Genomic DNA, 13,271 nt, shown 5'->3' on the forward strand with positions numbered 1-13,271 from the left:
CGCCGGTTAAGTCACCTTTTACGTCGGCCATAAATACCGGCACGCCAATCTCAGACAGCGATTCGGCCAGTTTCTGTAGCGTGACGGTTTTACCGGTCCCGGTCGCGCCGGTAATCAGCCCGTGACGGTTGGCCATGCCTGGGAGTAAAAACAGTTCGGTGTCCGGCGTGCGGGCGATTAGCAGGGGTGCGCTCATTGAGATTTCCTCCATTTATCCTGCCTGGAGTATAGGCAATATGAATGAAAGAAAGTATGAGCAAGGGAGATAAAAAATCTTAAAGCGTGTGGCCGTGATAAATCTGATACCCCAAATCCACGGTGTTGTGGTTATGGTCGTTGTTCTTGATTTTGCTCAGCAACATCTGCGCCGCCATACGGCCAATGTCGAAACGCGGGGTGATCACGCTGGCGAGGCTTGGGATCATCTGCCGCCCCATTTCCAGTCCGTGAAAACCAGCAATCGAGATCTGTTCCGGAACGGCCAGCTCGCGTTCGCGGCACAGCAGCAGCGCGCCCATCGCAATATCGTCGTTGGTGCAAAAGACGCCGTCTAAATCCGGATGCGCGGCGAGCGCGTCCCGCATCATCTGGATGCCGAGATGAATGGACGAAATAGAACGCGGATTAGCGCGCAGTGGCGACAGACCCCGCCGCGTCATGGCATCGCAATAACCGCGATAGCGCTGTTCATCGCGCACGTCGTCTTTCGAACCCAGATAGAGGATTTTGCGGCGCGGGCGTTTATCCAGCATGGTGCTGACCATATCAAACGCCGCCTGACGGTTATCAAAGCCCACCTCCATGTCCAGACGGTCACCCTGAATATCCATCAGCTCGACCACCGGAATATTGGCTGAACGCAGAAATTTAACCGTGCGCAGAGTGTGATATTTCTCGGACAGAATAATGCCGTCGATATTGTACGACAGCAGGTTGATCACCGACTCTTCCTCGGATTCCCGGTCATAATTGTAGTTGGCGATCAGCGTCTGATAGTTATGGTCCGAGGTGACCGACTCAATACCGGCCAGAATGTCAGCGAACAGCTGGTTTTGAAACGAGGGGATCAGCACGCCGAGCGTATAGCTTTGCGCATTCAGCAGCATCGCGGGCGCGCGGTTGGGGATGTAATTAATCTCCTCCATAATCTGCGCAATGCGTTCACCGGTTTCCTTTGCGACCTTTTTCGGCGAGCGAATGTAGCGGCTCACCGTCATTTTGGTCACGCCCGCCAGTGTGGCGATATCTTGCAAAGAAATTCTGTGGTTCCTCATTTTCTCTCCCGTGCCGGGGAGCGCTGACCTGTGCTCCCCGGTGATGACCGTCTTAATGCAGGATGGCGTTCAGCGCCAGTACGCCCAGCAGACCCATAATGGAAATCAGCGTCTCCATCACCGTCCAGGTACGCAATGTTTCCCCAACGCTGAGATTAAAATAGCCTTTAAACAGCCAGAATCCCGGATCATTAACGTGGGAGGCAATCACGCTGCCCGCGCCGGTAGCCAGCACCATCAGCGCCGGGTCGGCGTGAGTAACGTTAATAATCGGCAGCACCACGCCTGCGGTGGTGATTGCCGCCACGGTCGCAGAACCGAGCGCGATACGCAGCAATGCGGCGACCGTCCAGCACATCAGCAGCGGAGAGAGCGACGTGCCGGTCATCAGGTGCGAGATATACTGCCCCACGCCGCTGTCGACCAGTACCTGCTTAAACGCACCGCCGCCGGCAATGATGAACACAATCATCGCGATTGCGCCGATAGAGTCGCCAATGATATCCATAATTTGCTCGATCGTCCGTCCGTTACGTCGACCAAGGGTAAAAATGGCCAGCACGATGGCGATAAACAAGGCGACCGCAGGGTTGCCGATAAACTCAAAGAATACCCGCACGCTATTGGACTTCGGCAGCGTAATTTCACATACCGCCGCCACCGCCATCAGTATGACCGGGATAACCGCCGCAAAGATACTGTTCCAGAACGACGGCATCTCTTCTTCGGTGAACAGATGCGGGTTGAATAACCCTTCCGGCGGCGCTTTCTCAAAGCGGGTCAGCAGCCTGGAGAACAGCGGCCCGGCGACAATTACCGTCGGGATGGTAATAATAAAGCCGTACAGCAGGGTGGTGCCGAGATTGGCCTCGAAAATGGTGGCAATCGCGGTGGGGCCCGGATGCGGCGGCAGGAAACAGTGGGTTACGGACAGCGCCGCCACCATCGGCACGCCGACATACAGCAGCGGCAGACCAGAAGAGGCCACCACCGTAAATACCAGCGGCAGCAGCAGAACAAAGCCGACTTCGAAGAACATCGCCAGACCGACGACCAGACCGGTGATCACCAGCGCCCACTGCACACGTTTCTTACCGAACGTGTCAATCAGCGTGGTGGCGATGCGCTGGGCTGCGCCGGTATCGGAGATCAGCTTGCCGAGCATCGCGCCAAACCCGAGGATCATCGCCAGCCCGCCGAGCGTACCGCCGATCCCATTTTGTATAGAGTGCAGAACGGCCTGAGCATCCATCCCTTCGGCAAAACCGACGACCGCCGCCACCAGGACCAGCGCAATAAAGCCGTTAACTTTAAAGCCAATCATCAGGACCAGAAGCAGTGCGACGCCTGCCGCAATTATTATTAATGGCATAATCGTTTCTCTTATATCCCCGTCATACTTCAAGTTGCAGGTGTGTTGGCTGCGCTCACTCACCCGAATCACTTACTCAAGTAAGCTCATCGGGTTCATTCACTTGCCGCGTTACTCGACCTGCGGCCTCGCCCCTTCGGGGCCAGCGCAAGCGCTGTTCAAAATGCTTTTGGCATTTTGTCCTGCAACTCGAATGATTTCGGGTGGGTGCCAAAATGCAGCGCCTGGGCGCTGCGTGATGTTGCGTTGTGTTGTATCAGACGGCGACCAGCATGCCGCCATCGACGAACAACAGGTGCCCATTAACAAAATCGGATGCTTTGGAAGAGAGGAATACCGCCGCGCCGATCAGCTCCTGCGGATCGCCCCAGCGCGCGGCAGGCGTACGTTTACACAGCCAGGAGGTAAAGGCTTCATCCTCGACCAACGCTTTGGTCATTTCAGTTTTGAAGTAGCCCGGCGCGATACCGTTGACCTGGATATTGTGGCGCGCCAGCTCAACGCACATCCCACGGGTGAGCATTTTTACCGCGCCTTTGGAGGCGGCGTACGGCGTAATGGTGTCGCGGCCCAGTTCGCTCTGCATCGAGCAGATGTTGATGACCTTCCCGGCCTGGCGTTCCACCATCCGGCGAGTGACCGCCTGCGAGACCAGGAACACCGCCGTCTGGTTAACGGCAATCACATCGTTCCAGTCCTGTTCCGGGAACTCGGTAAAGGGATGGCGGCGCTGGATACCGGCGTTATTCACCAGCACATCAATTTGGCCAATGTCTTTTTCGATATGCTCGATGGCGGCATCAATGTCCTGTTTCTGCGTAACATTAAATGGCGCGGCAACGGCGCGGATCCCTTCCTGCTGCAGTTTGGCGACGGCGGCCTCCGCGCGCTCTGGCGTAATATCATTGACGATAATCTGCGCGCCATATTTACCCAAGCCGGTCGCCAGTAAATAACCAATACCCTGAGCCGAACCGGTGATCAGAATGTTTTTGCCGTCCAGTGAAAAAAGATCGTTCATCATGTTATTCCTTATTTTGTTTCTGCAAAAACGAGCTGGACCTTTGCCGCCTGGGTTTTGTCCCCGGCGAAGATCAGCGCTTGTTCAAGCTCGGTAAATGGATATTCGGCGCTGAGTAACGGCAGCGGATCGATAACGTTATTCGCCAGCCACGACACCGCGGTGTTGAACTCGGTGGTAAAGCGGAACGAACCTTTGAGCGCGATTTCTTTGCCGATCAGCATCATCATCGGGAAGTCCGGCACCGCGCCGCCCATGCCGACCTGCACCATCACGCCTTTTGCGCGGGTCACTTCCAGACAGGTGGTGATTGAGGACGGATGACCGGAGACTTCGAAGCTAACGTCGAAGTAGCCTTTCTCTTTTTTCCACTCCTCGAGCGAGTCCTGCTGCGGGTTAATCAGCGTGTCGGCCCCCATCTGCTGGGCCAGCGACAGCGAACGCGGGCTGATATCAGCACAGACAATTTCTGCCGCACCGAGCGTTTTTACCGCGCTGACGATCAGGCAGCCGATAGGACCGACGCCAGAGATAAACACGCGCTTGCCCTGCAGGTCGCCTGCTTCATGCGCGGCGTGGATCGCGACCGCCAGTGGTTCGGCAAAGGCCATGACTTTTTCATTGGCCTCTTGGGGGTAGGGGATACACTGCGCGGTATCGACGGTTTTAAACCGGGTAAAACCGCCGTCGACATGGGGAAAATACATGGCGCTACCAAAAAAGCGCATTTCCGTGCACTGGTTTTCTTCATGCTGCAGACAATATTTACAGTGGCCGCACGGCTTCGATGGATTAATCGCCACTGACTGACCTTCATGTAATTCTTTGGAGTCGCTGTGCACCACTTTACCAATAACTTCATGGCCTAAAATCATCGGCGCTTTAACAGTGAAATTACCGACTTTTCCTTCCTGATAATAATGTAAATCGGAACCGCAAATACCACCGCGGGTAATTTTTACTAGTGTCCCTTTATTATCCCATTCAATATTTTGGTCGGTAACGGCAACAGTTTTCTTACCCGCGACAACGCAGGATTGGGTTTTGACTTGCATAAATGCCTCACTGGTCAGGTAGTAACCTCGACAGCATTTAAGCGGTTTTAATTATTATTATTTGTGAAGTAAGTCACGCTGGAAAATTGTTACACTACAATGTTACGCATAACGTGATGTGCCTTGTAAATCTGTGCGGTCGTGCCGAAAAAAGGTGAATTCTGCAATGTGCAAGGCGTAGTATCGCCTCATGGAATATAAATCTGGAGTTTTTTGATGGCCGGGGAAAGTTATATTTTAATGGGCGTTTCGGGGAGCGGTAAATCTTTAATTGGCAGCAAAATTGCCGCTGTATTATCGGCTAAATTCATTGATGGCGACGATCTTCATCCAGCCAAAAATATTGATAAAATGTCTGAGGGTATTCCATTAACCGATGAGGACAGACTTCCCTGGTTAGCGCGATTAAATGATGCCTCATACAGTTTATATAAAAAGAATGAGACCGGATTTATTGTCTGCTCATCATTAAAAAAACAGTACCGCGATATATTGCGGCAGGGCAGCCCGAATGTGCATTTTCTGTGGCTGGATGGTGATTACGAGACCATTCTGGCGCGCATGCAGCGTCGGGCAGGGCATTTTATGCCGGTGGGCTTGTTAAAAAGCCAGTTCGACGCGCTGGAGTGTCCGCAGGAAGATGAACGCGATATTGCCCGCATCGATGTGAACCATGACATCGAGCATGTGACGGAACAGTGCCGCAAGGCGGTGCTTGCGTTTCGTAGTGGGCAATAGGCCCAGCCCCTTGCGGGACTGAGCCCTGCATCAGAAGTCGGCTTTCAGCACCACGCGGTAGCGGGCTTTGCCGTCGCGCACGTGCTGGATAGCTTCGTTAATTTGCGACATCGGGTACAGTTCGGTGGTCGGCGACACCTTGCTGCGCCCGGCAAACTTCATCAGTTTACGCAGCTCGAAGGGCGTACCGGTCGCCGAACCGGAGATGCTACGATCGCCGGCAATTAAGGTAAATGCCGGCACCGGCAACGGTTTCAGCACCGCACCGACGGTATGGAAGTTACCGCCGTAGGCCAGCGCTTCAAAATAGGGCTGCCAGTCGAGGTCGACGTTAACCGTGTTAATGATGAGATCGAACTGGCCCGCCAGCGCTTTTAGCGCATCCGGATCGCGGCTGTTGACCACCTTATCCGCTCCCATCGCCAGTACCTCCTGCTCTTTCGCCGGATTTGAGCTGAACGCGGTCACCTCGCAGCCCATCGCGTGTAACAGTTTAATGGCGATATGCCCCAGGCCGCCGATGCCGATCACCCCGACGCGGCTGGTGGCAGTGATGTGGTGCATCAGTAGCGGTTTGAACACCGTGATACCGCCGCACAGCAATGGGCCAGCCGCCGCCAGGTCGATGCTTTCCGGCAGCGGGATCACCCACTGCCAGTCGGCCCGCAGCTTCTCGGCAAAGCCACCGCGATTGAGAATCGTGGGAACGGAACTTTGCAGGCAGTTAATCTGATTACCGCTGATACAGGCGTCGCAATGCCCGCAGCTGCGCGCCGTCCAGCCAACGCCGACGCGCTGGCCAACTTTCAGACCCTTATCCTGCGCCGCGCTGCCTAGCGCCGCCACGCGACCAATCACCTCATGCCCGGCAACCAGCGGATACTGAGAGAACCCCCATTCGTTGTCGATCATCGACAAATCGGAATGGCAGATACCGCAGTAATCGACCTGTACCTCGACATCTTCCGGCTTAAGCTCGCCCGCATCATATTCATAGAGTTCGAGTTCGCTGCCCGCCGATTTTGCGGCGTAGCTTTTTATCATCGACATCGTGTTTCCCTCAGTGTGGTGTTGAATTGGAAGTGTAGAGCATGGGGAAACGGGACGCTTTGCAGAACGGGGGCTTAAGGAGGTTATTGCGGGGGCTAAACCGTGATGTTGATTGCAGCTCCGAAAGGTAATGCTGAAATTTTCAACACTTAGCGAGCCATACGCACGCTGACGCTTGCATGGTGGCGCATGACAGGTATAATCCACAACGTTTTCCGCATCCCTTCCGTGCCGGAGTGGCGAAATCGGTAGACGCAGTTGATTCAAAATCAACCGTAGAAATACGTGCCGGTTCGAGTCCGGCCTTCGGCACCAAAAGCATGTAAATGGACCTCAACTGAGGTCTTTTTTTATGTCTAAAATCCAGTATTTATCTACCTTTCCCGCTATATTAACTCTCTCAAGGTCAACCGACATCAACGTACATCTACCAACAGATGTTGGTATAGATGATGGTATTTCCGGTTCGATAATGCTTGTACCAACAGGGAGGGGATAAGCATGGCTCTAACAGATATCAAAGTCAGAACAGCCAAGCCAACGGATAAGCAATATAAGCTGACCGATGGCAGCGGTATGCACCTTCTTGTCCATCCAAATGGTTCTAAGTACTGGCGTTTGCAGTACCGTTATGACGGCAAGCAAAAGATGTTGGCACTTGGGGTTTACCCTGAAATCACACTGGCGGATGCCAGAGCACGTCGTGACGAAGCGCGTAAGCTACTAGCGAATGGCGTCGATCCGGGAGACAAAAAGAAAAATGATAAGGTTGAACAGAGTAAAGCACGAACCTTTAAAGAGGTAGCGATCGAGTGGCATGGCACCAATAAAAAGTGGTCTGAAGATCACGCCCATCGCGTGCTAAAAAGCCTGGAAGATAATCTTTTTGCAGCGCTTGGTGAGCGTAATATCGCTGAGTTAAAAACTCGTGATTTATTAGCGCCCATTAAAGCCGTAGAGATGTCTGGACGTCTTGAGGTTGCTGCTCGTCTTCAACAGCGCACTACGGCCATCATGCGGTATGCGGTGCAAAGTGGGTTAATTGATTATAACCCGGCACAAGAGATGGCTGGGGCGGTTGCTTCCGGTAATCGACAACATCGTCCGGCGCTGGAATTAAAGCGCATCTCTGAGTTGCTTGAGAAAATAGACAACTATACCGGCAGGCCGCTAACCCGCTGGGCAACAGAACTTACCCTGCTTATCTTTATTCGATCCAGTGAGCTGCGTTTTGCTCGCTGGTCAGAAATCGATTTTGAAACGTCAATGTGGACCATCCCACCTGAGCGAGAGCCCATTCCTGATGTGAAACATTCTCAGCGAGGTTCAAAGATGCGTACACCGCATTTGGTGCCGCTTTCAAAGCAGGCGCTGGCGATCCTGAAGCAGATAAAACAGTTCTGTGGCGAACATGAGTTGATCTTTATTGGCGATCATGATCCGCGTAAGCCAATGAGTGAGAACACCGTAAACAGTGCGCTCCGGGTGATGGGCTATGACACTAAAGTTGAGGTTTGCGGTCACGGCTTTCGCACAATGGCCTGTAGTTCGTTAATTGAGTCAGGACTATGGTCGAAGGATGCGGTGGAAAGGCAGATGAGCCATATGGAACGCAATTCGGTGAGGGCGGCGTATATCCATAAAGCGGAACACCTGGATGAGCGCAAGCTGATGTTGCAGTGGTGGGCGGATTTTCTGGATGCCAATCGAGGGAAAGGGATTACGCCGTTTGACTATGCGAAGATCAACCGGGGTAATGGCGAGTGAGTTGAATGCCTTTATTTCTCGGTTGATGTTTAAATTAAAATGACCAACCAGCCCTTTAGGACTGGTTGGTCGCAGTATTTTTTACCGTTGTTATCAGAATTCCATCTGCCAGGTACAGAGTCGCCAGACAAAAAGGACGTCTGCAATAATGCCTTGAATGTACATAAAGTTGCGAGCATCATCGCAAATATGTGCTCATGGATTCTTCAACGTAATGACCTCTGACAAAACCCTGAAGCAAGCGATATCAAATATCACCATTTGGCGCAAAGGCGAACAGCGTGCGCCACATAAGCCATTATTGCTGCTGCATGTCCTTTCACGCTATCGGCAGGGTCATGAGCGCCTGTTTAACTATAGTTCTGAAATCTACGAGCCCCTGTTGGATCTTCTGGAACGTTATGGACCGCACCGCCGTGACCAGCGCCCGGACATGCCGTTCTGGCGTCTGAAGGGCGATGGCTTCTGGGAACTACAAAACGCGGAACTGTGCTCAACCAATGGTAGCCGCCAGCCGCCCCGTCGTGAACTCACCGAATATAATGTCGCGGGTGGATTTGATGCCGACAATTTTGCGTTGGTGGCAAAAAATCACAGGTTAATTGATACGCTGGCGCAGCAGCTCCTGGAGGCACATTTCCCGGCCAGTATTCAGGAAGACATCGCTGACGAAATGGGTTTTGATATTCGCACCTCTCTCCGTCAACGCGATCCGAAATTCCGCCAGATGGTGCTACGTGCTTACAATTATCAGTGCGCTATATGCGGCTTTAACATGCGCCACGACAATGCGCCGATTGCTCTGGAAGCTGCCCATATCAGATGGAAGCAGCACCATGGCCCTTGTGAAGTACCTAACGGCCTGGCGTTGTGCGCAATCCATCATAAAGCGTTTGATCGTGGTTCGATTGGTTTGGATGAAAATATGCGTGTGAATGTTTCCGACGCGGTAAATGGTGGTGGGGTGGTACAGCGACTGTTCTGGGATTTTGCGGGAAAGGCGATTGCGTTGCCACCTGTTAAAGAAAATTATCCGGGAGAGAAGTTTGTGGAATGGCACAGGAAAGAGGTGTTCAGAGGAGAGCATTGATTTGAGGTAGGGCAGATATTTTGCGAGTGGCATACAAACCATTCAGTCTTAATGACTAAATGGTTTGTCAGCGATAATCACGATGCTTCACGTTCTGCAAGTTCGGAGTTACTGGCATAAGGGACTTTTCCAGAAGGTACAACCTTTGCCGCTGCGATCAAATGCACATCCTGATCGTCAAAGAAAATGTGTGGCTTAAACGCCTTCAGGACTTTTGTTTTCTCTACACCACCCAGAAAAAAAGCCTCATCGACGTATACTCCCCAGCTTCTGAGCGTTTTAATGACGCGCATTTCTGATGGGCTGTTTCTGGCCGTCACTAGTGCAATACGGACGGGAGAATACTCAACGCGGGTTGGCAGTCGTTCCTGAAGCTTGGCTATTTTTTTTAACAGAGTGGCATATGGCCCTTCTTCCATAGGAATATCCTGCTGCGCGTCTTCCTGAGCATGAAAGGCAGCCATCCCTTGTGTTTTATATACTAACTCGCTTTGATCGGAAAAAAGTACCGCGTCGCCGTCAAAAGCAATGCGCACTTGCCCCTCCGGGATATCGGAGGCGTCGGAAGGCGGATCTTTCAGGATTGCAGCAGCGCAGAATCGGGAATCAATCACCTTTTGCGCATCTTCAACGTTAGTTGTTAAAAATAGATCCACATCAAATGCATCAAGGTAATCGGCAACGGTTTCGCCTGCCGTAAAGGCAGAACGCGTGATATCGAGCCTGTCATGGCGGATAGTATTCAAAACGCGGATACCCGTATCAGGGCTGTTACGCGACATCACAACAACCTCAACCAACGGCGATTTATCATCCGGCTGGCGGTACCGGTTCAGACCCAGCAACGCTTTGACTAAGGGGTAGCCTGTTCCGGGCTGTAAAGGCTGGTTTTCGTGTTCGAGCATGTAGGCGCGGTACTTCTCAATGGCACTATCAGGATCGGTCGCATAGGTTTCCCGAAACATACGATCGGATTCGCTCATGTCGAAAAGCGCAGTTGCGCTGATGCCAATAACTAAAGTGTTACTTAAATCTAAAGGCATGGTTACTTTCCTAAACAATTATCGTGTAAGGGCAGTATATATCTTCAGCAGCAATGATGAGCAGGTTTCTTGGATGCAAACCGGGAGAAAAGGGTTACGCTGTTTTACTACGAAAAAATCAACCGTGGTAATGACATTTGAATTGTTTGCCATATCCGTTTAATTAAAGTTAATCGGCTAGCCTTAATGGGATGGCTGGTTGGTAATTTTTCCCAATGGTATTATCACCAAGAGCAATACATTCACTGATTTTATCGGTAAGAGCGATCCGCGAATTCTTTCAATAGTTTGTTAATTAATAACGTTACTGAGCTCTACGCTCAATCAGTCATGGATGCTATTGTATAACCGGTTGAGTACAAAACACTGTTGCCGCTAGTGAATCCCCACAGTAGATTCAGATGTATCATCTAACGTAAACTCCAAGGGTACAGGAGAAAGTACCCCTTTTTCTTTATTCATTTCAACACCAAGATTAACCTTGCAATTGAAAGTTTGCCACTATTTTATTTAAGTATCATTCTTTATTGCCTTCAATTTTTTGATATAATTGAACGTTGAAAAAAACACTTTCCAACACAAGATGGCACATCTTATTAATGTACGCACAATAAAGCCAAGTATTTTTAAAAGGATAAATTTAACTCTATGTTTTTCAGTTATGCCACGATTCTCTACATTACCTATTTTTGTCATTACATTGGCAATTTTCCCACCAATAAAAAAAGACATAGCAATAAACCACATCCATCTATAATGAGGGGCATTTTTACTTAAGGATAAACGAGCTTGTTCTTTTAATAAAACTTGGCGGTACCTTAATAATGATGTAGTTACACACTCATTGGCGACAGCGAAACGGTCTGACATGCCTGTTTTATATTTTCCCTCTTGAATGGCATTGCAGTAAGCTGGGGGTGGTGTCTGGCACCATCGAGAAGGTGATGGCAATTGTGTTATTGTTTTGGAAAGAGGTTTATTTGGGCATAGTTTTTTATTGAAGTCTTGAAATTCTTGTCTGATTTTATCTGGAGATACTTGATTACTATAGTACTCAGGAATTCGGTAGAAGGTGTCAAGATTTTCAGGTATTACATATTCAATAACAGATGATTTTGTACTAGCAATATTTTCTAGCGTTTCTTGAATGTACGATGCCCACTGACAAGATGACATTTCGGTAAGCCCGTTATTGTCACACATGCGGCTGTAGTCTTTCACCTGAAAAAGAAGGTATTTGGCTGCATCATTAATATCCGTAATTGTTTTCTCATATGCGGTTTTACCGACTGCTACTTCTCTGTCTGATACCCAGAAAATACCGTTACCAACTGCTGTCAGTATTAGGAAAATATCTGTCCACTGTCTGAATTTCTCTCCTGTAGCAAAAATATCACTAATGATTACTGCCAAAATCCAACCGCACAATAGCCCTATGAGGCTAAGACTTCCGAGTCCAGCTGCGTTACCTGTTGCACCTGCACCTCCTATTTCATAGGTCAATGGCAACCACTGGATAGCAGGAAGAAGGTGACAGAGCGATAATAGGCCAGGGGTTATAAGAAGAACAAAACAAATGATGAGTCCCTTTTTTCTGGCAAGTATCCATGAGCTCAAGAAAATAAAGGGTAATAATAAAATAAAGAGCTCAAGAAAACATCCTCCTAAGACTACAGCAACTTTATTGGGAGACCAGTAACTGCTCAAAAGAGCACCCTGTGCGTTCATTTCCACAAAGTTGGTACTAATCACACCCATCCCATCCAGTGTTTGCAATAAAGCGTATCCAGCGCTATAGCAAAGCATTATGTAAGGATAAAAGAATAGGATCATAATTTACTCTCTTTTCTTGCTTTTTCCATCATTTTTATAGCATATTCAATTCGTTGTTTAATATTACTAAAGTCGAAAATTGTCAATTTTTCGCCCTATTTAGAACCAATAACAACTAAATCTGCCATCGTTGTTTTCTTGATAAATAAGGCCGTACTGCCAAGTAACTTAAGGCCTTCTTCATTAATTTTGCTTACTCTAAGTCCTGGTTGAACAATAACAACTTGGAATTTAAGAGGTGTGATTCTGGAGCGCTCTTTCATAGCAGCAAGGTCTTTTATAGTGCCTTTCAGAAAGCGAGAATGACCACGCGATCGCCACTGTTCCTCGCGACGCTTAATGTGATGGTATAAATAGGAAAGATTCAGGTGTTTCCAACGAATGCATCTCTGCGCCTGCCCACATACTTCGTAAAGATCTTTAAGTCTTGCTCCAGCTTCTTCTGAGCCTGAATACTTGCAATGGATTAAAGAGAGAACAATACAGTCATCAACTATTCTCAACCCCACTAAATCTGCTGACTCACCTTTACCATCATCATTAATAATGACATCGTAATTATCTTTAATTTCACTGTACCAACGCCATTGGATGGATGATGGATCACGAGTATAGCCCATTGATTCCACTCGAACATCAGTTCCCTTCCAATCAAAAGCTACAATTTCGTCTTTGTCATAAAGGCCAATATTTTGGCTTACATGGACTATATGAGCGTTGTATGAAAATGAGCCATCGGAGTAATGAATCATTACTGGATCAATTTCCATATACTCTGATAGTGATACAGGTTCAGATTCACCACGCTGTACAAAAACGTCAGGGCCAGATATCAACTGATAGGCATAACCTTTCGCTGTAGCACTTCCCGTGAGACATAATTTATATTCAGATGACGTTTCATCTGTAGAGAAAATGAGTCGCACATTACCATCTTCAAATTTTCCAGCAGTCCTGACCTCTACTAAATATAAATGAGCAGATACAGTATCAAAATGAAAAATAACTTTATCTTCGAACGCAGTAAG

General features: G+C 49.5%; 11 protein-coding genes, 1 tRNA gene and 1 pseudogene. 4 read left to right on the forward strand and 9 right to left on the reverse strand.

Features of this window, described 5'->3' with window-relative positions:
• The 5 genes from KQJ18_RS15810 to idnD all read right to left on the reverse strand — a co-directional run.
• Positions 1-196: helicase HerA-like domain-containing protein (locus KQJ18_RS15810; RefSeq protein WP_216422280.1), on the reverse strand; the 196-nt coding region annotated here is incomplete at its 3' end.
• A gap of 79 nt (positions 197-275) precedes the next feature.
• Positions 276-1,274 (reverse strand): LacI family DNA-binding transcriptional regulator, encoded by a 999-nt coding sequence (locus KQJ18_RS15815; protein WP_204578862.1) that lies wholly within the window; start codon positions 1,272-1,274, stop codon positions 276-278.
• 52 nt (positions 1,275-1,326) lie between these two features.
• Complete coding sequence (gene idnT / locus KQJ18_RS15820) at positions 1,327-2,646, reverse strand: gnt-II system L-idonate transporter (RefSeq protein WP_137346763.1); 1,320 nt, start codon at positions 2,644-2,646, stop codon at positions 1,327-1,329.
• Between the two features lie 256 nt (positions 2,647-2,902).
• Complete coding sequence (gene idnO / locus KQJ18_RS15825) at positions 2,903-3,667, reverse strand: gluconate 5-dehydrogenase (protein ID WP_038636797.1); 765 nt, start codon at positions 3,665-3,667, stop codon at positions 2,903-2,905.
• 11 nt (positions 3,668-3,678) lie between these two features.
• Positions 3,679-4,722 (reverse strand): L-idonate 5-dehydrogenase, encoded by a 1,044-nt coding sequence (gene idnD, locus KQJ18_RS15830; protein WP_199980163.1) that lies wholly within the window; start codon positions 4,720-4,722, stop codon positions 3,679-3,681.
• Positions 4,723-4,938: 216 nt separating this feature from the next.
• On the opposite strand from idnD, the gene idnK reads away from it, so the two are divergent.
• Complete coding sequence (idnK, locus tag KQJ18_RS15835) at positions 4,939-5,460, forward strand: gluconokinase (protein ID WP_087857450.1); 522 nt, start codon at positions 4,939-4,941, stop codon at positions 5,458-5,460.
• Between the two features lie 30 nt (positions 5,461-5,490).
• Here the strand turns inward: idnK and KQJ18_RS15840 are convergent, their stop codons facing one another.
• Entirely contained in the window at positions 5,491-6,510 is a 1,020-nt protein-coding gene (locus KQJ18_RS15840) for an NAD(P)-dependent alcohol dehydrogenase (RefSeq protein ID WP_216422281.1), read from the reverse strand.
• A gap of 230 nt (positions 6,511-6,740) precedes the next feature.
• Between KQJ18_RS15840 and KQJ18_RS15845 the strand changes: the two genes are divergently transcribed.
• The 3 genes from KQJ18_RS15845 to KQJ18_RS15855 all read left to right on the forward strand — a co-directional run bounded on the left by KQJ18_RS15845 (position 6,741) and on the right by KQJ18_RS15855 (position 9,367).
• Positions 6,741-6,825 (forward strand) — tRNA-Leu (locus tag KQJ18_RS15845).
• Positions 6,826-7,011: 186 nt separating this feature from the next.
• Positions 7,012-8,277, forward strand: coding sequence for an integrase arm-type DNA-binding domain-containing protein (locus tag KQJ18_RS15850; protein ID WP_019724876.1), 1,266 nt, complete (start codon positions 7,012-7,014; stop codon positions 8,275-8,277).
• Between the two features lie 214 nt (positions 8,278-8,491).
• Positions 8,492-9,367: a phosphorothioated DNA-binding restriction endonuclease gene (locus KQJ18_RS15855; RefSeq protein ID WP_040173629.1), complete on the forward strand. Its 876-nt coding sequence runs from the start codon at positions 8,492-8,494 to the stop codon at positions 9,365-9,367.
• 77 nt (positions 9,368-9,444) lie between these two features.
• Here KQJ18_RS15855 and KQJ18_RS15860 read toward each other — a convergent pair whose 3' ends face one another.
• From KQJ18_RS15860 to KQJ18_RS15870, 3 genes and pseudogenes are all read right to left on the reverse strand, one after another.
• Positions 9,445-10,410 (reverse strand): 5'-nucleotidase, encoded by a 966-nt coding sequence (locus KQJ18_RS15860; RefSeq protein WP_040173626.1) that lies wholly within the window; start codon positions 10,408-10,410, stop codon positions 9,445-9,447.
• Between the two features lie 510 nt (positions 10,411-10,920).
• Complete coding sequence (locus KQJ18_RS15865) at positions 10,921-12,186, reverse strand: hypothetical protein (protein ID WP_223369728.1); 1,266 nt, start codon at positions 12,184-12,186, stop codon at positions 10,921-10,923.
• A 152-nt stretch (positions 12,187-12,338) separates the two neighbouring features.
• Positions 12,339-13,271: pseudogene (locus KQJ18_RS15870) on the reverse strand (type III restriction endonuclease subunit R); the annotation flags it as partial.

This window comes from Citrobacter sp. S55_ASV_140 (genome assembly GCF_018919505.1).
Classification (GTDB): Bacteria; Pseudomonadota; Gammaproteobacteria; order Enterobacterales; family Enterobacteriaceae; genus Citrobacter; species Citrobacter werkmanii.